Here is a 21,223-nt window from a genome sequence, read left to right on the forward strand (position 1 = left end):
GAACCTGGAAATCACATGAACGCACCCCTCAACATCGCCATGCCCGCCGAGGCAGCCGCAGCGCCGAAAAGCTACCGGCTGCTGATCGGCGGCAGGTTCGTCGACGCCCAGGACGGCCGCACGCTGGAGCGCAGCAGCCCTGGCCACGGCTTCACCGTCTCGCGCTATGCACAAGCCGGCGCGGCGGACGTGGAGGCTGCGGTACAGGCCGCGCACAGGGCCTTCGAGACCGGCCCGTGGCCGCGCATGAAGGCCGCCGAGCGCGCCGCGATCCTGCTCAAGGCTGCTGACCTGATCGAGGCGCGGCTGGACGAGATTGCCCGGCTCGACGCACTGGAATCCGGCAAGCCGATTGCGCAGGCGCGCGGCGAGATCGGCGGCGCCGTCGATATCTGGCGTTATGCCGCGGCACTTGCCCGCACGCTTCACGGCGAAAGCTACGCCAATCTCGGCGATGCCATGCTCGGCGTCGTGTTGCGCGAACCGATCGGCGTCGTCTCCATCATCACGCCGTGGAATTTCCCGTTCCTTATCGTCAGCCAGAAACTACCCTTCGCGCTCGCCGCCGGCTGCACGGCGGTGGTCAAGCCGAGCGAGATGACCTCGGCCTCGACCTTTGTGCTCGGCGAGATCCTGATGCAGGCCGGCCTGCCGGATGGCGTCGTCAACATCCTTGCCGGGTTGGGCGCCGATGTCGGCGCACCGATGGTCAGCCATCCGCTGGTCGAGATGGTGTCGTTCACCGGCTCCACCCGCGTCGGCAAGATGACCATGGCGTCTGCCGCCAACTCGCTGAAGAAAGTCGCGATGGAGCTCGGCGGCAAGAACGGCCAGATCGTCTTTCCCGATGCCGACCTCGAGGCCGCCGCCGACGCGGCGGTGTTCGGCGGCTTTTTCAATGCCGGCGAATGCTGCAATGCCGGCAGCCGGCTGATCGTCCATGAGGCGATCGCCGACGAGTTCCTCGGCGCCGTCAATGCCCTCACCGCCAAGGTGGTTGTCGGCGACCCGCTCGACGACCGCACCAAGGTCGGCGCGATGATCTCCGCCGACCATATGGCCAAGGTCACCGGCTACGTGACGGCAGCGGAAAACGGCGGCGGCCGGATCTGTAGCGGCGGCAATCAGCTTGCTTCGAGCGCCGGCCAGTATCTTGATCCGACCATCGTTCGCGATGTCACCGAAGACATGGCCATTGCACGCGAGGAAGTGTTCGGTCCGGTGCTCTCGGTGCTGACTTTTGAATCGATTGAAAGGGCGTTGCACATCGCCAACAACACGCCCTATGGTCTGTCGGCGGGCGTGTGGAGCGCCAGCATCGATACCTGCATGTCGGTGGCGCGGAATGTGCGTTCGGGAACCGTTTGGGTGAACACGTTCATGGAGGGTTACCCCGAGCTGCCTTTCGGCGGCTACAAGCAGTCCGGTCTCGGACGCGAACTCGGCAAGCGCGCCGTCGAGGATTATACCGAGGAAAAGACAATCCAGTTTCATCGCGGCCAGCGCACCGGATGGTGGGTCGGCTGAGTTGGGAAGAACCCGGCGGGCATCCGCCGGTCGTGTAAGTTCAACAAGGGAGGAAGTACATGTTGCGCAAACTGCTTATCGGGACGGCTCTCGCATCGGGCGTTGCGTTCGCGGCCCATGCCGAGGACGTCAAGGAAGTCCAGATGCTGCATTGGTGGACGTCGGGCGGCGAAGCTGCCGCTCTGAACGTGCTCAAGCAGGATCTGGCCAAGGAAGGCTTTGCCTGGAAGGACGTGCCGGTGGCCGGCGGCGGCGGCGACGCTGCCATGACCGCGCTGAAGGCGATGGTGGCAGCGGGCAACTACCCGACCGCCTCGCAGATGCTTGGCTATACCGTGCTCGATTACGCCGCAGCCGGCGTTATGGGCGACCTGACCGAGACGGCGATAAAGGAAGGCTGGGACAAGTCCGTTCCCGCGGCCCTGCAGAAATTCTCCGTCTATGACGGCAAGTGGGTCGCGGCTCCGGTCAATGTCCACTCGGTCAACTGGCTATGGATCAACAAGGCGGTGATGGACAAGATCGGCGGCACCGAGCCCAAGACCTTCGACGACTTCATTGCGTTGCTGGACAAAGCCAAGGCGGCGGGCGTCATCCCGCTCGCGCTGGGCGGCCAGAACTGGCAGGAAGCGACAATGTTCGACTCAGTCGTGCTGTCGACCGGCGGGCCTGAGTTCTACAAGAAGGCCTTCAACGACCTCGACGAGGAGTCGCTGAAGTCCGACACGATGAAGAAGTCGTTCGACAATCTCGCCAAGCTCGTCACCTATGTCGACCCGAACTTCTCGGGCCGGGACTGGAACCTCGCCACCGCCATGGTCATCAAGGGCGATGCGCTGGTGCAGGTGATGGGTGACTGGGCCAAGGGCGAATTCAACGCCGCCAAGAAGGTCCCGGGCACCGACTTCCTGTGCTACCGCTTCCCGGGCACCGACGGCAGCGTCGTCTACAACTCCGACATGTTCGGCATGTTCAACGTTCCGGAGGACCGCAAGGCCGCCCAGATCGCCCTGGCCACCGCCACGCTGTCGAAGAGCTTCCAGTCGGCCTTCAACGTCGTCAAGGGGTCTGTTCCGGCCCGCACCGACGTGCCGGACACCGATTTCGACGCTTGCGGCAAGAAGGGCATGGCCGACCTGAAGGCCGCCAATGAACGCGGCACGCTGTTCGGTTCGCTGGCGCAGGGCTATGGCGCGCCTCCCGCGGTTGCCAACGCCTACAAGGATGTCGTCTCGAAATTCGTGCACGGCCAGATCAAGACCTCGGACGAGGCCGTGACCCAACTGGTCAGCGCGATCGAAGACGCCAAGTAAGGCACCCGCCCATGTGAATGATCTCCCCGGCGCAAGCCGGGGAGATCCCCTGCGGCGATGTTTTGCGGTTGCGCCGACCGGCACGCTTTCGTGCCGCAGAGCCCGAGACAGCAGAATTCCGGACCCGCCATACGGAATGGACAGATGAGCACAGTTGCTGAAACCAGTATCACGCTGACGCCGGAGCACGATGCCCGTCCGGGCGCCACGGTGCGCTCGCGCCTTCAGGACGCGCTGCCGAAGCTCGTGCTGGCGCCGAGCTTCGCCGCCACAATCGTCTTCGTCTACGGCTTCATCCTGTGGACGATCTATCTGTCCTTCACCAATTCCAAGACCTTTCCCTCCTATGCGATCACCGGGCCACGCGCCTATCAGCGGCTATGGCGCTGGACTTTCGAAAGCGATCCGCCGTCCTCCTGGTACACGTCGATCACCAATATGGGGATTTTCGGCTTCCTCTACATTTCCATCTGCCTGGCGCTCGGCCTGTTCCTGGCGATCCTGCTCGACCAGAAGATCCGCGGCGAAGGTGTGCTGCGGCCGATCTACCTCTACCCGATGGCACTGTCGTTCATCGTCACCGGCGTTGCCTGGAAATGGTTTCTGGACCCCGGCCTCGGCCTCGAGCAGACACTGCACCAATGGGGCTGGACGAGCTTCCATTTCGACTGGATCAAGAACAAGGATTTCGTCATCTACACGGTGGTCATCGCCGGCGTCTGGCAGGCGTCGGGCTTCATCATGGCGATGTTCCTGGCCGGCCTGCGCGGCATCGACGGCGAGATCCTGAAGGCGGCGCAGATCGACGGCGCCACCACCTTCCAGCTCTACCGTCGCATCGTCATCCCGCTGCTGCGGCCGATCTTCCTGTCCGCCTTGATCGTCCTCGCGCATCTCGCCATCAAATCCTACGATCTGGTGGTCGCGCTGACCAGCGGCGGGCCGGGCGGTTCGGCCTGGCTGCCGTCCAACTTCATGTATGAGTACACCTTCAAGCGCAACGAGATGGCCGTCGGCTCGGCCAGCGCCGTGATCATGCTGATGACCATCACCGCGATCATCGTTCCCTATCTCTATTCCGAGCTTCGGGAGAAGCCGCGATGAGCGCCGTGGCCACTCCTGCTCGCCAGAGCACTGGCGGTATCAGCGCCAGGACGGTCAACCGTATTGTCATCTACGGGCTGCTGGCGCTGTTCGCGCTGTTCTATCTGATGCCGCTGTTCGTCATGCTTGTGACCTCGTTCAAGACCATGGACGAAATCCAGAACGGCAACATGCTGGCGCTGCCGCAGGAGCCGACCTTCGCACCTTGGATAAGGGCGTGGAGCGAGGTTTGCTCGGGTCTCACCTGCGTCGGCATGAAGGGTTATTTCTGGAACTCGATCAAGATGGTGGTTCCGGCCGTCATCATCTCGACCCTGCTCGGTGCGCTCAACGGCTATGTGCTGACGAAGTGGCGCTTTCGCGGGGCGACGCTGGTGTTCGGGCTGATGCTGTTTGCCTGCTTCATTCCGTTCCAGTCCGTCCTCTTGCCGATGGCAACGATCCTCGGCAGCCTCGGCCGGTTCGGCGTCAAGCTGCAGAACGCGACCGGCCTCACCTTCGGCTTCGGCAATCCGACCGTGAATCTGGTGTTCGTTCACGTCGTCTACGGCATCGGATTCACCACCCTGTTCTTCCGCAATTATTACGAAGCGTTTCCGAACGAACTGGTGAAGGCGGCGCAGATCGACGGCGCCAGCTTCTTCCAGATCTTCCGGCGCATCATGCTGCCCAACTCGCTGCCGATCATCGTGGTGACGGTGATCTACCAGTTCACCAACATCTGGAACGACTTCCTCTTCGCTTCCGCCTATGCCGGCTCAGGCGACGTGATGCCGATGACGGTGGCGCTGAACAATGTCGTCAACACCTCGACCGGCGTCGTCGAATACAACGTCAACATGGCGGCGGCGATGATCGCCGCGCTGCCGACGCTCCTCGTATACGTGCTCGCCGGCCGCTATTTCGTGCGCGGCCTGATGGCCGGCGCCGTCAAAGGATAATCGCATGGCTTTTCTGGAAATTGACGGGCTGAAGAAGCGTTTCGGAGCGGTCGAGATCCTGAAAGGCATCGACCTCGACCTGGAAAAGGGCGGCTTCCTCGTGCTGGTCGGGCCTTCCGGTTGCGGCAAGTCCACGCTGCTCAACACTATTGCCGGCCTGGAAACCATCACCGAAGGGGAAATCCGCGTCGACGGACGCACGATCAACGATCTCCACCCCTCCAAGCGCGACATCGCCATGGTCTTCCAGAGCTACGCGCTCTATCCGAACATGACGGTTGCCGGCAATATCGCCTTCGGCATGGAGATGCGCGGCGTGCCGGCCGGCGAGCGCCAGAAGGCAATCGACAAGGTGGCGAAGGTCCTGCAGATCGGCCATCTGCTGAAGCGCAAGCCAAGCCAGCTCTCCGGCGGCCAGCGCCAGCGCGTTGCCATGGGCCGGGCGCTGGTGCGTGATCCAAAGCTGTTCCTGTTCGACGAGCCTTTGTCCAATCTCGATGCCAAGCTGCGTGTCGACATGCGCATCGAGATCAAGCGCCTGCATGCCACCACCGGCACCACCATCGTCTACGTCACCCACGACCAGATCGAGGCGATGACGCTGGCCACCAAGATCGCGGTGATGCGCGACGGCGAGGTGCAGCAGTTCGGCACGCCAGCCGAAATCTATAACAATCCGGTCAACCTGTTTGTTGCCGACTTCATGGGCTCGCCGGCGATGAACCTGATCCCGGCGACGATCGGCAGCAACGGCAGCGGCTTCTCCGTCGTCATGGAGCGCGAGGCGCGCCAGCCGATCTCGCTGCCGCTGGGCAATGCGCCGGCCGGCCTGTCGGCATTCCAGGGAAAACCGATCATCTTCGGCGTCCGCCCGGAAGCACTGACCGATCCCGAGGGTGCCGAACGCAACGCCTCGAACATCGCCCGCGCCGACTGTCACATCGAGGTCATCGAGCCGGCCGGCTCGGATACGTTCGCGGTCACCAATCTCGGCGGCAAGGCGGTGGTGGCGCGGCTGCGCGCCGATGCCAAAATCCAGCCCGGCACGGTCACGCCGCTCGCCTTCAACCTGACCAAGGCGGTGTTCTTCGATCCGGCGACCGAGAAACGCATCGTCTAACGGCCATGACAAATCCCGACATCGTCATCATCGGCTCCGGTATAGGCGGCGCCACGATCGCCTCCGGCCTTGCCGGCGGTGGCGCCTCGATCCTGATGCTGGAGCGTGGCGAACCACTGCCGGCAACGCCGCACACACGCGACACCCACGCAATCTTCGTCGATGGTCATTATCGGCCGAAGGAGATGTGGCTCGAGGCCGGCGGAGCGCCTTTCAACCCGGGCAATTACTACTATGTCGGCGGCAATTCGAAATTCTACGGCGCGGTGCTGATCCGCTACCGCAGGGAAGACTTTTCGGAGATGGAGCACTATGGCGGCGTCTCGCCGGCCTGGCCGTTTTCCTACGAGGAATTCGAGCCCTGGTATTCCAGGGCCGAGCAACTTTTCCGCGTGCGCGGTGCACTCGGCGAAGACCCGACCGAGCCGTTCCACTCTACGCCCTACCCTTTCGGGCCGGTACCAGACGAGCCGTCGATCGCGCGTGCGCGCGCCGAGTTGAAGAGCCTAGGCCTGCATCCGGCATCGCTGCCGCTCGGCGTCGACATCGAAGCCTGGCTGAAAGACGGCAGCACGCCGTGGGACGCGTTTCCCAACACCGGGACCGGCAAGGTCGACGCCCAAACGGGACCGCTGGCCGCCGCCCTTGCCGACCAGAAGATCAAGCTCGAGACCGGCGCCCATGTCGAATATCTCGAGGCATCGCCGGATGCGAGGACAATCATCGCCGTCCATTATCGACAGAACGGTACGCTGAAGAAAGTCGCGCCGAAGCTGGTCATCCTGTCGGCCGGCGCAGTCAATTCCGCCGCCATCCTGCTGCGCTCGCCCACCCCTCAGGGCAGAGGCGGTGGCAAAGGCCTGGCCAACCGTTCCGACCAGGTCGGCCGCAACTTCATGAACCACAATTCGAGCGCCATGCTGGCGATCGATCCGCGCCGCAGGAACAAGTCCGTCTACCAGAAGACGCTGATGCTGAACGATTATTATCTGTCCGACGGCAAGGGCGGCAAACCGCTCGGCAACGTCCAGCTTCTAGGCAAGATCGACGGCAACATCCTCAAGGCCAATGTCAGGCGCGCGCCCAAATTCGCGCTGGATTTCATGGCCGGCCACGCCGTCGACTGGTATCTGATGTGCGAGGACCTGCCCGATCCCGAGAGCCGCATCATGGTCGACGGCAAGGACATCGTCATGCAGTGGCGGCGCTCCAACATGCAGTCGCTCGACGGACTGACCAAGGTGATGCGCGAGAATTTCCGCGCCTGCGGCTATCCGATCGTCCTGTCACGGCCGTTTGACAAGCGCACGCCCTCACATCAGTGCGGCACGGTGAAGATGGGCAACGATCCAGCGACCTCGCCGCTGGATCCGTTCTGCCGCTCCTTCGACCACAGCAATTTGTTCGTCGTCGATGCTGGCTTCCTGCCGAATTCGGCCGCCGTCAATCCGGCGCTGTCGATCGCCGCACAGGCGCTGCGCGTCGCCGATCATATCCGCAAGACGGAGCTTGCAACATGAGCCGCCCGGCAGCGATCGTCACCGGCGGCGCGCGCGGCATCGGCCTTGCCTGTGCCGAGGCGCTGGCCAGCGCCGGCTTCGATATTCTGGTCGCCGACCTTGCTGACGAAGCCGCAGACGGGCTCGCCGCCGACATCACCGGGCGCGGCGCGAAATTCGCCTATGTCAGCGGCGACATCGCCGACCTCGACGGCCACGCAGCGCTGATTGATGCCGCGACAAGCGCCTTCGGCCGCATCGACTGCCTGGTCAACAATGCCGGCATCGGCACTGTCCTGCGCGGCGATCTGCTCGAGCTCAAGCCGGAAAATTTCGACCGGGTGCTCGGCATCAATCTGCGCGGCACCGTATTCCTCAGCCAGGCCGTCGCCAAAGCGATGCTCGGCCTGCCAAGCGATGGTGCGAGATCGATCATCACCATCACTTCGGTCAGCGCCGCCATGGCCTCGCCGGAACGTTCCGATTACTGCATCTCCAAGGCTGGGCTTTCGATGTGGGTGAAGAACCTGGCACTGCGGCTCGCCGCCGAAAATATCGCCGTGTTCGAGGTGCGCCCGGGCATCATCCGCACCGACATGACCGCCGGTGTGACCGCCAAATATGACGGGCTGATCGACGGCGGGCTGGTGCCGGCGATGCGCTGGGGCGAGAGCGAAGATATCGGTGCCGCCGTGGCGGCGCTCGCCGGCGGCAAGTTCGGCTTTTCGACCGGCTCGGTCATCAATATCGACGGCGCGCTGTCGGTGCCGAGGCTATGAACAGGTGATGCCATGACCGACTACATAATCGTCGGCGCCGGCCCGGCCGGGTGCGTACTCGCCAACCGGCTGAGCGAAGATCCGTCGCATCAGGTGCTGCTGCTCGAAGCCGGCGGCAAGGACTGGCATCCGTTGATCCACATGCCGGCCGGTTTCGCCAAGATGACCAAGGGCATCGCCGCCTGGGGCTGGTCGACGGTGCCGCAAAAGCACATGCAGGACCGTGTCTTCCGATACACGCAGGCCAAGGTGATCGGTGGCGGCTCTTCGATCAACGCCCAGATCTACACGCGCGGCAACGCCCGCGACTACGACGCCTGGGAGAAGGAAGAAGGCCTTGCCGGCTGGGGCTATCGCGACGTGCTGCCCTATTTCAAGCGCGCGGAGAACAACCAGCGTTATGCCAACGATTTCCACGGCGACCAAGGCCCGCTCGGCGTATCGAACCCGATCGCGCCGCTGCCGATCTGCGAGGCCTATTTCCGTGCCGGACAGGAGATGGGCATCCCCTTCAATCCCGACTTCAACGGGGTAGCCCAGGAGGGCGTCGGTTATTATCAGCTGACGCAGAAGGACGCGAAGCGCTCCTCCGCCTCTGTCGCCTATCTCCGGCCGATCCGCGAGCGAAAGAATCTCACCGTCAGGACCGGCGTTCTGGTGACGCGCATCGTCGTCGACAAGGGCCGCGCCGTCGGCGTCGAGATCGTCGACAGGCCGGGCGGCCAGCCAACGATCCTGCGCGCCGAGCGCGAGGTGATCGTCTCGTCCGGCGCCATCGGCTCGCCGAAGCTTTTGCTGCAGTCGGGCATCGGCCCGGCCGACCATCTGAAGGCGGTCGGCGTGACACCGGTGCACGATCTGCCCGGCGTCGGCTCCAACCTGCAGGATCATCTCGACCTGTTCGTCATCGCCGAATGCACCGGCGATCACACCTACGACAACTACGCCAAGCTGCACTGGACGGCGTGGGCCGGGCTGCAGTATCTGCTCCTGAAGAAAGGCCCGGTAGCCTCCAGCCTGTTCGAGACCGGCGGCTTCTGGTACGCCGATCCGACCGCCGCCTCTCCCGATATCCAGCTGCATCTCGGCCTCGGCTCCGGCATCGAGGCCGGCGTCGAGAAGCTGAACAATCCGGGCGTGACACTGAACTCGGCGTTCCTGCGCCCGCGCTCGCGCGGCACCGTGCGGCTGAACAGTGCCGATCCGGCCGACCGCCCGCTGATCGATCCGAATTATTGGTCCGATTCCTATGACCGCGACATGTCGATCAAGGGGTTGAGGCTGGCGCGCGAGATCATGCGGCAGAAGGCGCTGGCCCCCTTTGTGCTGCGCGAGGTACTGCCGGGACCCGACCTGCAGAGCGGCGACGAGCTGTTCGACTACGCTTGCCGCAGTTCCAAGACCGACCACCACCCGGTCGGCACCTGCCGCATGGGCCACGATGCGATGAGCGTGGTAACGCCAGATCTCAGGCTGCGCGGTATCGAGGGCCTGCGCGTCTGCGACGCCTCGGTGATGCCGCGCATCCCCTCCTCCAACACCAATGCCCCGACGATCATGATTGGCGAAAAAGGCGCCGATCTGATCCTTGGCCGCGAGCCGCTGCCGCCGGCGGTGTTTTCCACCAACCGAGCGGCATGAGGGACAAAGAATGATCAGGCACTGTGTCTTCGTCAGATTTCGCAACGATGTCGCCGACGCCGAGCGCGCGGCAATCCATGCCGATCTCGAAGCGTTGCGGGCGGTGATCGACGGCATGGGCAAGGTCGAATTCAGCGCCAATACCAGCCCGGAACCCTTCGCCCGCGGCTTCACGCACGGCTTCACCATCGACTTTCGCGACCCTGCGGCACGCGATGCCTATCTGGAGCATGAAGCGCATCAGCGAGCCGGCGCAAAACTGGTCGCGGCGCTCGAAGGCGGCCCCGACGGGCTGATGGTGTTTGATCTGGAGATCGCGTGACTATCCCATTCTCAGCGCAACGACGCCGGCAACGATGCTAAGCACCGCGGCACCTCGCCATGCCGTCATCTTCTCGCCGAGCGCGAACACCGAGATCATCATGGCGAACAGGATCGATGTTTCGCGCAGCGACGCCACCGAGGCGATCGGCGCCTTGGTCATCGCCCACATCACGATCCAGTAGGCGCCGCCGCTGAGCACGCCGGTATAGGTTCCGGCCTTCCAGTCGCGCGCCAGCACCGGCAGCGCCTGTGGGCCGCGAAAGACGACGCATAGCACCAGCGCCCACAGCGCATCGCAGACGAACAGCCAGGCGGCATAACTCGACGCGGTGGCGGCCAGCCGCGCGCCGCTGCCGTCCGACAGCGTGTAGCTGGCGATGAAGATCGATGTGCCCAACGCGAAACCGACGGCGCGCAGGTTCAATTTCTCCAGATGCGCGCCGCCGCGAAACGACAGCACCAGCGTGCCCGCCGACAACAAGAGGATGCCGAGAATGGCGAGCGGCGCCGGCATCTCGGCAACCACCACAACGCCCCCCAAAGCGGCCAGCAATGGCGCGGTGCCGCGCGCCAGCGGATAGGTCTGGGCGAAATCGCCGGTCTTGTAGGCGCCGATCAGGAACGTCCTGTAGCCCATGTGGAAGACAACCGAGGCGAGGATGTATGGCCACACTTCCGGCTTCGGCACCTCGACGAAAGGCAACGTCACCAGCGCAGCGGCACCCATGCCGAGCGTCATCAGTGTGATCGACAGGAAACGGTCGAGGTGGACCTTGACCAGCGCGTTCCAGATCGCATGCATGGAAGCGGCGGCGAGCACCGCGAAAAAGACAAACAGGCTCATCGGCGGTTCATCCGCCGCCCGTCCCGATGACGATCGGCGTCTCCAGGTCGATATCGACCCAGAGCGGAAAATGGTCGGAAGCGATTTGGCCGATATCGGCGCTGACCGAGCGCACGCGCCCGGCAAACATGCCGCCGACGAAGCAATGGTCGAGCCGGCGCTTTGCCAGCCTGCCATCGATAGTCTTCACATGGGTGTGGAAATCCGCTGTCGGTTCCATTGCGACGGCGGCGGCATCGACAAAACCGTCGAGATAGGCGGCACCGCGATGATAGGGCGCGCTGCCGATAAGGCGCCGGTACTCGGCGCTGTCCGGCTCCATGTTGAAGTCGCCCAACCAGATCGCCGCTACGGGGTTTTCTGGCTCCTGTTCGCCATTGCTCCAGTTGCGCGCCGGCTCGTCGTCAGCGCCGCTCCATGGACCGCCCTGGGACGGCGCACGGCGATGCTCGGCGAGCAAATAGTCGATCTGCTCCAGCCGCTCCTCGGCCGCGATATGCGCCAGATGCAACGACAGCACCCGCACCGGACCGGCAGGGGTGCGGATCATGCATTCGAGTGCGGCATTGCGGGTGTTGAGCGGCCGCAGCGTGCGCCTGAGCGGCAGCGTATGCAGCCGCGACCAGACGATCGGAAGCTTCGACAGAACCATGGTGCCGAATTGCCGCCGCCGGTTGACGATGCGGCCTACACGCCGGTGGCTGGCATCCATGTCGAAGGCCGGCCCGTAGACCCAATGGTAGTCGGGCAGAAATTGCGAAAGAAGTTCCGGCTGGTCGTCCTCGTTGCTGCGCAACCAGTGCCGTTCCACCTCCTGCAAGGCGATGATGTCGGCGCCGGCCACGACCTTGGCGCAACGCGCCAGGTCGTAGCGGCCATCGCTGCCGAAGCCATACTGGATGTTATAGCTGACCAGCTTCATTGCTTATTCGGCTCAGTTTCCTGCTGGCAGTAGCCGTTCGCTGACAGCCTTGCAATGTGCAGCCGGGCGGAGGGAGCTTGGGCCAGATGCTAAGTGGTCAGCGGCTGGAACCGACCGGGCGGGGATGCTGCCAGTTCCGACCAGTCGATTTCTTCCTCAAGGCGGTGGTAGGCTTCGTCGCCGATCGTTCCGTCGATGCGCAAACGCTCCAGCGCATCGCGCTGGCTCTTGATGGCGTAGAGACGCAATCTGTCATACTCGGTCGCCGCCTGGGCATCCTCGGGGTTTTCGGCGATGGCGCGCTGGGCGGCATATTGCTCTCGCACCGCCCCGGCCGCGCTCGATGTCTTGCCGCTGAGCACGTCCAGCGCCGCCTGCATGATGGCGACGCGCGCCTGCGCCACCTCCCGGTCGACCGTCCGGTCGAGGTCGAGATTGAGCAGAAGCAGCAACGGTTTCAGGCTGACGCCTTGCAGCACCAACGTGCCGAGCACGACCGTGAAAGCGGCGAGCACGATCGGATCACGGCCCGGAAAGTCGGCCGGCAAGGCGAAGGCTGCCGCAAGCGTCACCAGACCACGCATGCCGCACCAGCCGATGAGCACGCCGCCGCGGAATGTCGGTGCGTCCTTCCGCCTGTCCTCGTCGCCCAGACGGGCCAGCGCTCTGAGGATCGCGCCGCAGCCCAGAACCCAGACGAGCCGTGATACGATGACGACGGCCAGCACAGCCAGGGCAAAGACGAACGCCTCGCTTTGTCCTTGCTCGGCAAGTCGCCCGACGATGGACCGCGCTTGCAGGCCCATCAGAACGAAGGCCAGCACGTTGAGCACGAACACCGCCGTCTCCCAGACCGAGTAGGAGCTGACACGATTCCTTGCCGGCATGCGGCGCGGCGATGTACGTGCGATCGTCATGGCATAGACGACGATCGTGATGATGGCGGAAAGCCCTATCCTGTCGGCCAGGATCCAGACGCCGAAGGTTGAGGCGAATTGCACCACGGTGCCGCTCGCCGGGTCGTCGATGCGGCCGAGTATGGCGAGAGACAACCGGCCGAGCACATAGCCTGCGGCAAGGCTGCCGACCGTCGACAGCAGGATCATTGGAACGGCACTGCTCAACAGGATGGAGCCGGCGGCTGCGGAAACCGACATCCTGTAGATCAACAGCGCCGTGGCGTCGTTGAGCAGGCTCTCGCCTTCCAGGATGGCGGTGATGCGGTGCGGCACCTTGAACTGTCCGAGCACGGCCGCCGCCGCCACCGCATCGGGCGGCGCCACGATCGCGCCGAGCGCTATGGCCGCGGCAATGGGCAGGTCTGCCATCGTCCAGCCGACCAGCGCGACCGTCACGGTGGTGAAGATGACGGCGCCAAGCGCCAGCAGGATGAGCGAAACCTTGTAGCGGTTGAGATCGCGCAGCGACGTGTCATAGGCCGCGTCGAGCAGAACCGGCGCGATGAACAGAGCGAGCGCCAGCCCCGGGTCGATCTCGATGGTCGGGGCAAACGGCAGGAAGGCGATGCCGGCGCCGGCCAGCGCCAGCAATGACGGATAGGGAATCTGCAGACGCCGCGACAGCGCGGTCAGGGCGACCGCGATGAGAAGCAGGACAAGGGTGAGTTCAAAAAGCGCCATGCCTTATCGTAGCGGTGAAGCCGGTCGATTGGCACTGCAAAAACGACGACGGCTTTGGCTGTTCGTGAATGGTGAATGGCTGCGTGCAGAGCAATTTCGGCGCGTAAAGCGCATTCTTACTATTCACTGTTCACTATTCACTCTTCTCCTAATGCAGCACCAGCATGTCGCCCGACGAGAACGAAATCTCGGCCTTTTCGCCGACGGCCGGCGGCGGTGTGGCCGGACTGTTGAACGTGTCGAGCGAGACCGTGCTGCCGCCGATGCCGACGCGAACCCGGATGACCGAGCCGAGGAAATGCACCTCGGCGATTTCGCCCCAAAGGCTGGAATCGCGACCGGGGTGTCGGCCGAGCGAGATCGCCTCGGGCCGCAACGCCAGCGACAGCGTGTCGCCGGATTTCGAGCCGTTGAGCTTGCCCTTGAGCGAGACCTCTTGCGAGTTGACGCGCACCTTGCCCGAAGCGGCGTCGGTGACCGTGCCTTCGAGCACGTTCAGCGTGCCGACGAAATTGGCGACGAATTTGGTTGCCGGCCGGTTGTAGATCTCGAACGGCGTGCCGACCTGCTCGGCCTTGCCGCCATACATGACGGCGATGCGGTCGGAGATCGACAGCGCCTCTTCCTGGTCGTGGGTGACGAAGATGGTGGTGATGCCGAGCTTCTTCTGGATCGAGCGGATTTCCTCGCGCAGCGACACGCGCACCTTGGCGTCGAGCGCCGACAGCGGCTCGTCGAGCAGCAGCAGTTTCGGCTTGGGCGCAATCGCCCGCGCCAGCGCGATGCGCTGCTGCTGGCCGCCGGACAGTTGGTAGGGATAGCGGTCGCCCATCTGCGGCAGCTTGATGATGTCGAGCATCTCGGCAACGCGCCTGTCGGCATCGGCCTTCGGCATACCGGCGACCTTCAGCCCGAAGCCGATATTCTGCGCCACGGTGAGGTTCGGAAACAGCGCATAGGCCTGGAACACCATGCCGATGTTGCGCTGGTTGGGCTTGAGCCGGGTGACGTCCTTGCCGGCCACGACGATCTTGCCGGCGGATGGCTCTTCGAAACCGGCGACCATGCGCAGCACCGTCGTCTTGCCGCAGCCCGACGGTCCGAGAAAGGAGACGAATTCGCCCGGCTCGACGTCGAGGTTGAAATCCTGCACCACAATGGCGGCGCCGAAGGATTTCTGCACATGCTGGATTGAGAGGAATGGCTCGGCCATGGCTTTTTCCTTCGGGTCAGTTCGGACGGTTCGCCGATCGCGGCGCGAAGCGCGACAGGATCTGGATCAGCGACATGCAGCCCCAGGTAATGGCAAAGGCGATGATGGCAAGCGCCGCCGGCTCATAGGCGCGATTGGCGCCGACGTTCTGCAGATAGGGTCCGAAAGCAGGCCGGTTGAGCAGGCTGGCCATGGTGAATTCGCCGATGACGATGGCGAAGGTCAGGAAGGCGCCCGACAGCACCGCGATCAGCACGTTGGGCAGGATGACCCGAGTGATGATCGTGCCCCAGCCGGCGCCCAGAATCTGTGCCGCCTCGGTCAGTGTTCGTACATCGATGGTGCGAAGCCCGGTATCGACGGCGCGATACATATAAGGCAGCGCCAGCGTCGCATAACCGATGACCAGCAAGGCATTGGCTCCTGTCTCGCTGGCCAGGAACGGCAGCGGTGAGTTCGACCCGTACATTCTGATGTAGCCGAAGACGATAACGATGGCCGGAATGACCAGCGGCAGCAGCGTGATGAACTCGACGACGGGCCTGATCTGCGGCAGCCGCAGACGAATCCAGTACGCCGCCGGCACCACCACCAGCACGCCAAGGACGATGGTGAAGATGGCTGCGACCACCGAATAGATGAAGGTCGCCTGGAAGCGGGGATCGCCGAGCACGACCTGATAGGCATCGAAGGAATACGCGCCGCGCCGCATGCGCATGGAGAATTCCACGGTCGCGATCAGCGGAATGAAGAAATAGGCCGCGCCCAGCGCGAAGACGATCCAGGCCCAGAATCTGCCGGACTTCATTTGAGCCACCTCTCAGAGCGCGTCCGGAACCAGATGTAGAAGACATTGGCCAGCCCAGTGATGACGATCATGCCGAAGGCGATGGCGTAGCCGAGATGGGCATTGTGCAGCACGTCACCGCGGATCTGCGCGTAGAGCAGGATAGGGACGATGTTAAGCGAGGAGCCGGTCAGAGCGTAAGCGGTGGCGATGGCACCGAAGGCGTTGGCGAACAAGAGGATGACGGTGCCGAGGAAACTTGGCCAGATCACCGGAATGACGACCATGCGCCAGAACTGCGCCTGGGTCGCGCCAAGCGTTGCCGCCGCTTCGCCCCATTCCTTCTTCAGCCCATCGATCGCCGGCACGATGATCACCACCATCAGCGGGATCTGGAAATAGACATAGGTCAGCGTCAGGCCCCAGAACGACAGGATGTTGAAACCATGGGCATAAATGTTGAAGCCGACCAAGACGTTGAGCAGCACCGTGGCGAGCCCGAGCCGGCCGAGCGTCGCGAGAAAGGCGAAGGCCAGCGGCACGCCGGCAAAATTGGAGGCCACGCCGGAAAAGGTCAGTGTCGCCGAGCGTATCCACTCCGGCAGCCCGCCGCGCACGATGGCGATGGCAATGGCAAGTCCCGCGAAAGCACCGATCAGCGACGAGGCGAGGCTGACCTTGATTGAGATCCAGTAGGCGGCAACGATCGACGGCTGCGCCAAGGCCGCTATGTTTTCGAAAGTGAATTCGCCGGCATCGTTCCGGAATGCGCCCAGCATCAGATAGAGCGTCGGCAGGATCAAGAACATGATGGCGAAGATGAAGAAAGGCGCAACGCCAAGCCATTGCGTCGGCAGCCGCATGCTGCGGGCGTCGGCAGGAGGCGCGGTCTTCCCGGCAACAGCGTGATCGGACAACGAGATATCGGTCATGCGCCGGCTACCGTCCTGGAGGTATGCCGGGCGGCGATCTAAGCCGCCCGGCTGATCTCAAGTCTTACTTGACGTTGGCGCCGACGACGGCATCCCAGTTCTTGGTGATGGCTTCCTTGGCCTTGCCCTGCTCGTCGAGCGTCGGGAACACCGCGGCTGCATAGGACTCGGCCGGCGGCAGCTTGGCCATCACGTCAGCCGGGAGCTTGCCATTCTTGGCGAGGTCGTTGAAGCGGATCGGGTGACAATAGCCCTTCAGCCAGCCGATCTGGCCTTCGTCGGAATAGAGATATTCCAGCCACAGCTTGGCAGCATTCGGGTGCGGCGCATAGGCGCTGATCGCCTGAACATAGACGCCGGCGACGACACCGGTCTTCGGCACGACGACGTCGACCGGCGGATTGCCCTTCAGCGTATCACGGCCGGCAAGCGCGTTATAATCCCAGGTCACCAGGATTGGCGTCTGGCCTTGAGCAAGCGTCGCGGGCTTGCCGATGACCGGCACGAAATTGCCGGCGGCGTTGAGCTTCTTGAAGAAGTCGAGACCAGCCGCGCCGGCGGCTTCGCCGGCAGCCGCACCGCCGGAAAGGCCGGCGGCATAGACTGCCTGGATGGCCTGGTTCGAAGCACGCGGGTCGCCGGCGAGCGCCACGGTATTGGCGAATTCCGGCTTCAGCAGATCGGCCCAGTCGGCCGGCGCTTCCTTGACCAGGTCCTTGTTCACCAGAAACGAAAGCACGCCGTAGTAGTCGCCGGTCCAAAAGCCTTCGGCATCCTTGGCGCTGTCCGGGATCGAGTCCCAGGTTGATACTTTATAAGCCTGGATCAGGCCATCCTTCTTGGCGGTCGGGCCGAAGCTCAGGCCGACGTCGATGACGTCGGGCGCTTGCGGGCCCTTGTTGTCCTTGTTGGCCTTGATCGCCTCGACCTCGTCGCCGGAGCCGGCATCGGGGTTGAGCTCGTTGACGGTGATCCCCGGATATTTTGCCTTGAAGCCGTCGATGACCGCGCCGTAGCCGCACCAGTCATGCGGCAGCGCGATGGTGGTGAGCTGGCCTTCAGCCTTGGCTGCGGCGACCAGTTCATCCATGGACTGGGCCGACGAGATGGCAGAGGTCGCCATCAGGGCGACGGCCGAAAGGGAAAGCAGTTTTCCCGTGAATTTGAACATGTGTTCTCTCCGTTGAACTGACGCCGTTGGACGCCTGCGATGCGGTATCGTTTTCGTGTGACAGCCAGATGAAAGCTTTGTGAAAGCGATGCCCCGCAGTATGAAAAAGTAAACTCTTTTTAACCGGCTGTAGCAATCGCTTCGCGATTCTTTTTCCGGCTAACTAGTTTCGATCTTGCCTTTCATCTTTCCCCCTTTCCTTTGCCTCTTTTCCCAAGTCGATTTCCGATGCGAAAATTGTCTCAGACGGTGCCGGCGATGGCGTTTTCGAGCAGCGTCAGCGCCGCCTTCTTGGTCAGCTTGACCGGGTTGCCGCCGGCGGTCGGATCGACCACCGCCATGTCGGCAATCAGGCCCTTGCGCTTCTTGTCCATGTCGAGCCCCTTGATCAGGCCGGGCAGCGCATGCGGCACCTTGAGCTCCTTGCGCAGCTTGATGATCGCCTTGGCAAAACCGTCGAAGCCGCCCTTGATGCCGCAATAGGCGGCAAGCCGGGCGATGCGCGGCTCGATCGCCTCGCGGTTGAAGGCCAGCACGTAGGGCATGAACACGGCGTTGGTCATGCCGTGGTGGCTATCGTAGAGCGCGCCGATCGGATGCGACAGCGAATGAATCGCTCCGAGCCCTTTCTGGAAGGCGGCCGCTCCCATGGCAGCGGCGCTCATCATGTTGGCGCGGGCGACCAGATCCTTGCCGTTGGCATAGGCTTTCGGCAGGTTTTCGAAGACCAGCCTTATGCCTTCCACGGCGATGCCGTCGGCCATCGGGTGATAGCCCGGCGCGCAATAGGCTTCGAGACAGTGAGCGAGCGCATCCATGCCGGTGCCGGCGGTGATGAAGCCCGGCATACCGACCGACAGCTCCGGATCGGCAATGACGATCGCCGGCAAGAGCTTTGGATGGAAGATGACCTTCTTGGTATGGGTCGCTTCATTGGTGATGACGCCGGCGCGGCCGACTTCCGAGCCGGTGCCGGCGGTGGTCGGCACGGCGATGATCGGCGCGATCGCATCGGCATCGGCGCGTGTCCACCAGTCGCCGACGTCCTCGAAATCCCAGACCGGCCGGGTCTGCCCGGCCTGGAAGGCGATCAGCTTGCCGAGGTCGAGCGCCGAGCCGCCGCCAAAGGCAATGACGCCGTCATGCTTGCCCTTCTTGAACACGGCAATGCCGGCGGTCAGGTTGGAATCCACCGGGTTCGGCTTGACCTCGGAAAATACGCCATAGGGCACCTTGGCGTCGTCGAGGATCTTCAGCGTCGAGGCCACCACCGGCAGCCTGGCCAGTCCCGGATCGGTGACGAACAGCGGCCGCTTGATGCCGGTCGCCGCCAGCACCTCCGGCAGCTCCTTGATGCGTCCGGCGCCGAAGCGGACGGTCGTCGGGTAATTCCATTTGGAAACGAGTTTTGTCATTTCGACCTTCTTGACTGCTTTCGTGCTCTCGGATGTCGTCAATTCACAAAGGTATTGGCCACACGGTCTGACCGCATCATGTACGGAATCCAGATGGCTGCGGCCCAGACGGAACGGTAAATTCCGCGCATCGTTTCGCTGTCGAACGCATCAGCCAAGGTTGGAAAGCTCTCGCGAAAAACCAGATGCGCAGCCCATGGGTCGAGGATGACATATACCGGCATCGCGACTGCCCAAATCATGTACCAGCCCGGGAATATCTCCCAGCGCTTGAACATGAAGAACAATAACAGGACCGGGGCTGTAAGGCTTAGAACGCCTGCTGTCACCAGTTCGGCAACGAGCAGCGCACCTTGAGAAAAACTGAAGGCCTGCCAGTCGAAGCCGAGATAGTCGGTATTGTGCAGTTGTACCAACCCCAGTATCGGCGTGAGCATCAACCCGAGCATCGGCAGGACAAGCCATCCGCCGATACCCTCGGGACGCTCACCATCTGGCAGCGCCGATTGTTGTGTATCCGCCATTACTCCCCCTCAACAGCGATCGCATGCCTGTCGATCGCCACCTTAGATCACCTCGCGCAGATGGTATGATTTCGGCCTGGTCAGATTATCGTAGCCGATGGCCGACAGTGCCGCGCCCTTGCCGGTGTCCTTGACGCCGGTCCAGACCAGCGCCGGGTCGAGATAGTCGCAGCGGTTCATGAACACGGTGCCGGTCTCGACACGATCGCCGATCGCCGCCGCATGCTCAATGTCGCGCGTCCAGATCGAGGCCGTCAGCCCATAGGGGCTGTCGTTCATCAGCGCGATCGCCTCCTCGTCGTTGCGCACCTTCATGATGCCGACGATCGGGCCAAAGCTTTCCTCGCGCATGACGCTCATCTGGTGGTCGACCTGGGTCAGCACTTCCGGCGCCAGATAGGGCGAACCTTGCCTGTCGTTGGCCACCTTCATATCGATGTGCGCCCTGGCGCCCTTGCGCAACGCCTCGGCCTTCTGCTCGCGGATCAGGTCGGCGAAGCGCGCCTGCGCCATCGGCCCCATGGTGGTCGCCTGGTCGAGCGGATTGCCGACGACGTAGTTCCTGGTCTCGGCAATGAAGCCCTCGACGAATTCATCGTAGACCGTCTCATGCACATAGACGCGCTCGATGCCGCAGCAGCACTGGCCGGAATTGTAGAAAGCGCCGTCGACCAGATTGGCAACGGCATGGTCCATCTTTGCGTCCGGCAGCACATAGGCCGGATCCTTGCCGCCGAGTTCGAGGCCGAGCGTCATGAAGGTGCCCGCCACCGCCTTCTCGATGGCGCGGCCGCCGGCGACCGAGCCGGTGAAGTTGACATGGTCGATCTTGCCGGAGCCGAGCAGCCTTTCGGTCTGCGCGTGGTTCAGGACGAGGTTCTGGAACAGGCCCTTGGGCAGGCCGGCCTTATCAAACGCCTGCTGAAACCGCTCGCCGACCAACAATGTCTGTGCCGCATGCTTGAGGATGACAGCGCTGCCCGCCATCAGCGCCGGCACGATGGTGTTGACGGCGGTGAGATAGGGATAGTTCCACGGCGCGATCACCATGACCACGCCGAGTGGCACCTTCTTCACATAGCGGCGAAAGCCGTCCTTCGGATTGGAGGCCATGACCGGCTTCAGGGCCGCCTCGGCGATCTCGACCATGTAGCTGACGCGTTCCCTGACGCCGCCGAACTCGCCGCCATAGCGCACCGGCCGGCCCATCTGCCAGGCGATCTCCGGCACGATCTCGTCGGTCATGGCGACCAGCGCTTCCAGCATGGCAAGCATGTATTTGCCGCGCTCGATGACCGGCGTCTCAGCCCACTTCTCCTGCGCCGCCTTGGCACGTTCGACCGCGGCACCGATCGCCTGGTCGGTGGCAAGAGGCCGTTCGGCATAGATCGAACCGTCGACGGGGGATTTTATCTTGACCGTTTCGGTCATGCCTTGGGTCCTCGCATTCTACAATAATGTCGTTGGTTAGCGCCGCCCCTCATCCGCCTGCCGGCACCTTTTCCCGTATACTGACGGGGAGAAGGG

19 protein-coding genes are annotated in these 21,223 nt (G+C 63.3%); 9 read left to right on the plus strand and 10 right to left on the minus strand.

Annotated features, from left to right (window positions below):
• Nucleotides 1-15 precede the first annotated feature (15 nt).
• The 9 genes from NKH04_RS05350 to NKH04_RS05390 all read left to right on the plus strand — a co-directional run bounded on the left by NKH04_RS05350 (nucleotide 16) and on the right by NKH04_RS05390 (nucleotide 10,246).
• Nucleotides 16-1,527: an aldehyde dehydrogenase family protein gene (locus NKH04_RS05350; RefSeq protein WP_352682494.1), complete on the plus strand. Its 1,512-nt coding sequence runs from the start codon at nucleotides 16-18 to the stop codon at nucleotides 1,525-1,527.
• 59 nt (nucleotides 1,528-1,586) lie between these two features.
• On the plus strand, nucleotides 1,587-2,840 hold the full coding sequence (locus NKH04_RS05355) for an ABC transporter substrate-binding protein (protein ID WP_352918253.1): 1,254 nt from the start codon (nucleotides 1,587-1,589) through the stop codon (nucleotides 2,838-2,840).
• A gap of 144 nt (nucleotides 2,841-2,984) precedes the next feature.
• Nucleotides 2,985-3,944: a carbohydrate ABC transporter permease gene (locus tag NKH04_RS05360; protein WP_023675368.1), complete on the plus strand. Its 960-nt coding sequence runs from the start codon at nucleotides 2,985-2,987 to the stop codon at nucleotides 3,942-3,944.
• The gene (locus NKH04_RS05365) at nucleotides 3,941-4,885 is read left to right on the plus strand and encodes a carbohydrate ABC transporter permease (protein WP_023675367.1); all 945 of its coding nucleotides are present in this window, start codon (nucleotides 3,941-3,943) and stop codon (nucleotides 4,883-4,885) included. The genes NKH04_RS05360 and NKH04_RS05365 overlap by 4 nt, the downstream gene beginning before the upstream one ends.
• 4 nt (nucleotides 4,886-4,889) lie before the next feature.
• Entirely contained in the window at nucleotides 4,890-6,005 is a 1,116-nt protein-coding gene (locus NKH04_RS05370; protein ID WP_023675366.1) for an ABC transporter ATP-binding protein, read from the plus strand.
• Nucleotides 6,006-6,010: 5 nt separating this feature from the next.
• A complete protein-coding gene (locus NKH04_RS05375; RefSeq protein ID WP_352767108.1) occupies nucleotides 6,011-7,525 on the plus strand; it encodes a GMC oxidoreductase in 1,515 nt (504 codons plus the stop codon).
• Nucleotides 7,522-8,283, plus strand: a complete 762-nt coding sequence (locus tag NKH04_RS05380) for a 3-ketoacyl-ACP reductase (protein ID WP_352767106.1) — start codon at nucleotides 7,522-7,524, stop codon at nucleotides 8,281-8,283. The genes NKH04_RS05375 and NKH04_RS05380 overlap by 4 nt, the downstream gene beginning before the upstream one ends.
• 12 nt (nucleotides 8,284-8,295) lie before the next feature.
• Nucleotides 8,296-9,924, plus strand: coding sequence for a GMC family oxidoreductase (locus tag NKH04_RS05385; protein ID WP_352918255.1), 1,629 nt, complete (start codon nucleotides 8,296-8,298; stop codon nucleotides 9,922-9,924).
• 10 nt (nucleotides 9,925-9,934) lie between these two features.
• Nucleotides 9,935-10,246: a Dabb family protein gene (locus NKH04_RS05390; protein WP_352918257.1), complete on the plus strand. Its 312-nt coding sequence runs from the start codon at nucleotides 9,935-9,937 to the stop codon at nucleotides 10,244-10,246.
• Here the strand turns inward: NKH04_RS05390 and NKH04_RS05395 are convergent, their stop codons facing one another.
• From NKH04_RS05395 to NKH04_RS05440, 10 genes are all read right to left on the minus strand, one after another.
• Nucleotides 10,247-11,092: an EamA family transporter gene (locus tag NKH04_RS05395; RefSeq protein ID WP_352918259.1), complete on the minus strand. Its 846-nt coding sequence runs from the start codon at nucleotides 11,090-11,092 to the stop codon at nucleotides 10,247-10,249.
• Between the two features lie 7 nt (nucleotides 11,093-11,099).
• Nucleotides 11,100-12,014, minus strand: a complete 915-nt coding sequence (locus tag NKH04_RS05400) for an endonuclease/exonuclease/phosphatase family protein (RefSeq protein ID WP_352918261.1) — start codon at nucleotides 12,012-12,014, stop codon at nucleotides 11,100-11,102.
• 89 nt (nucleotides 12,015-12,103) lie between these two features.
• Nucleotides 12,104-13,654 (minus strand): cation:proton antiporter, encoded by a 1,551-nt coding sequence (locus tag NKH04_RS05405; RefSeq protein WP_352918263.1) that lies wholly within the window; start codon nucleotides 13,652-13,654, stop codon nucleotides 12,104-12,106.
• Nucleotides 13,655-13,802: 148 nt separating this feature from the next.
• The gene (locus NKH04_RS05410; protein ID WP_352469503.1) at nucleotides 13,803-14,867 is read right to left on the minus strand and encodes an ABC transporter ATP-binding protein; all 1,065 of its coding nucleotides are present in this window, start codon (nucleotides 14,865-14,867) and stop codon (nucleotides 13,803-13,805) included.
• A gap of 16 nt (nucleotides 14,868-14,883) precedes the next feature.
• Nucleotides 14,884-15,675, minus strand: a complete 792-nt coding sequence (locus tag NKH04_RS05415; protein ID WP_352454042.1) for an ABC transporter permease — start codon at nucleotides 15,673-15,675, stop codon at nucleotides 14,884-14,886.
• Complete coding sequence (locus tag NKH04_RS05420) at nucleotides 15,672-16,586, minus strand: ABC transporter permease (protein WP_023675356.1); 915 nt, start codon at nucleotides 16,584-16,586, stop codon at nucleotides 15,672-15,674. The genes NKH04_RS05415 and NKH04_RS05420 overlap by 4 nt, the downstream gene beginning before the upstream one ends.
• A gap of 64 nt (nucleotides 16,587-16,650) precedes the next feature.
• Nucleotides 16,651-17,757, minus strand: coding sequence for an ABC transporter substrate-binding protein (locus NKH04_RS05425; protein WP_352918265.1), 1,107 nt, complete (start codon nucleotides 17,755-17,757; stop codon nucleotides 16,651-16,653).
• 242 nt (nucleotides 17,758-17,999) lie between these two features.
• The gene (locus NKH04_RS05430) at nucleotides 18,000-19,172 is read right to left on the minus strand and encodes an iron-containing alcohol dehydrogenase (RefSeq protein WP_352469501.1); all 1,173 of its coding nucleotides are present in this window, start codon (nucleotides 19,170-19,172) and stop codon (nucleotides 18,000-18,002) included.
• 38 nt (nucleotides 19,173-19,210) lie between these two features.
• On the minus strand, nucleotides 19,211-19,696 hold the full coding sequence (locus NKH04_RS05435; protein ID WP_352918267.1) for a DUF2569 domain-containing protein: 486 nt from the start codon (nucleotides 19,694-19,696) through the stop codon (nucleotides 19,211-19,213).
• Nucleotides 19,697-19,738: 42 nt separating this feature from the next.
• Nucleotides 19,739-21,127 carry an aldehyde dehydrogenase family protein gene (locus tag NKH04_RS05440; RefSeq protein ID WP_352918269.1) on the minus strand — a complete coding sequence of 463 codons (1,389 nt, stop codon included), beginning with the start codon at nucleotides 21,125-21,127 and terminating at the stop codon, nucleotides 19,739-19,741.
• Between the last annotated feature and the right edge of the window lie 96 nt (nucleotides 21,128-21,223).

Origin of the sequence: Mesorhizobium sp. M1365 (assembly GCF_040317865.1) — a bacterium.
Classification (GTDB): domain Bacteria; phylum Pseudomonadota; class Alphaproteobacteria; order Rhizobiales; family Rhizobiaceae; genus Mesorhizobium.

Coding starts and splice junctions, on each gene's coding strand:
- NKH04_RS05350 (WP_352682494.1), top strand. CDS start 16: ATGAACGCACCCCTCAACATCGCCATGCCCGCCGAGGCAGCCGCAGCG.
- NKH04_RS05355 (WP_352918253.1), top strand. CDS start 1,587: ATGTTGCGCAAACTGCTTATCGGGACGGCTCTCGCATCGGGCGTTGCG.
- NKH04_RS05360 (WP_023675368.1), top strand. CDS start 2,985: ATGAGCACAGTTGCTGAAACCAGTATCACGCTGACGCCGGAGCACGAT.
- NKH04_RS05365 (WP_023675367.1), top strand. CDS start 3,941: ATGAGCGCCGTGGCCACTCCTGCTCGCCAGAGCACTGGCGGTATCAGC.
- NKH04_RS05370 (WP_023675366.1), top strand. CDS start 4,890: ATGGCTTTTCTGGAAATTGACGGGCTGAAGAAGCGTTTCGGAGCGGTC.
- NKH04_RS05375 (WP_352767108.1), top strand. CDS start 6,011: ATGACAAATCCCGACATCGTCATCATCGGCTCCGGTATAGGCGGCGCC.
- NKH04_RS05380 (WP_352767106.1), top strand. CDS start 7,522: ATGAGCCGCCCGGCAGCGATCGTCACCGGCGGCGCGCGCGGCATCGGC.
- NKH04_RS05385 (WP_352918255.1), top strand. CDS start 8,296: ATGACCGACTACATAATCGTCGGCGCCGGCCCGGCCGGGTGCGTACTC.
- NKH04_RS05390 (WP_352918257.1), top strand. CDS start 9,935: ATGATCAGGCACTGTGTCTTCGTCAGATTTCGCAACGATGTCGCCGAC.
- NKH04_RS05395 (WP_352918259.1), bottom strand. CDS start 11,092: ATGAGCCTGTTTGTCTTTTTCGCGGTGCTCGCCGCCGCTTCCATGCAT.
- NKH04_RS05400 (WP_352918261.1), bottom strand. CDS start 12,014: ATGAAGCTGGTCAGCTATAACATCCAGTATGGCTTCGGCAGCGATGGC.
- NKH04_RS05405 (WP_352918263.1), bottom strand. CDS start 13,654: ATGGCGCTTTTTGAACTCACCCTTGTCCTGCTTCTCATCGCGGTCGCC.
- NKH04_RS05410 (WP_352469503.1), bottom strand. CDS start 14,867: ATGGCCGAGCCATTCCTCTCAATCCAGCATGTGCAGAAATCCTTCGGC.
- NKH04_RS05415 (WP_352454042.1), bottom strand. CDS start 15,675: ATGAAGTCCGGCAGATTCTGGGCCTGGATCGTCTTCGCGCTGGGCGCG.
- NKH04_RS05420 (WP_023675356.1), bottom strand. CDS start 16,586: ATGACCGATATCTCGTTGTCCGATCACGCTGTTGCCGGGAAGACCGCG.
- NKH04_RS05425 (WP_352918265.1), bottom strand. CDS start 17,757: ATGTTCAAATTCACGGGAAAACTGCTTTCCCTTTCGGCCGTCGCCCTG.
- NKH04_RS05430 (WP_352469501.1), bottom strand. CDS start 19,172: ATGACAAAACTCGTTTCCAAATGGAATTACCCGACGACCGTCCGCTTC.
- NKH04_RS05435 (WP_352918267.1), bottom strand. CDS start 19,696: ATGGCGGATACACAACAATCGGCGCTGCCAGATGGTGAGCGTCCCGAG.
- NKH04_RS05440 (WP_352918269.1), bottom strand. CDS start 21,127: ATGACCGAAACGGTCAAGATAAAATCCCCCGTCGACGGTTCGATCTAT.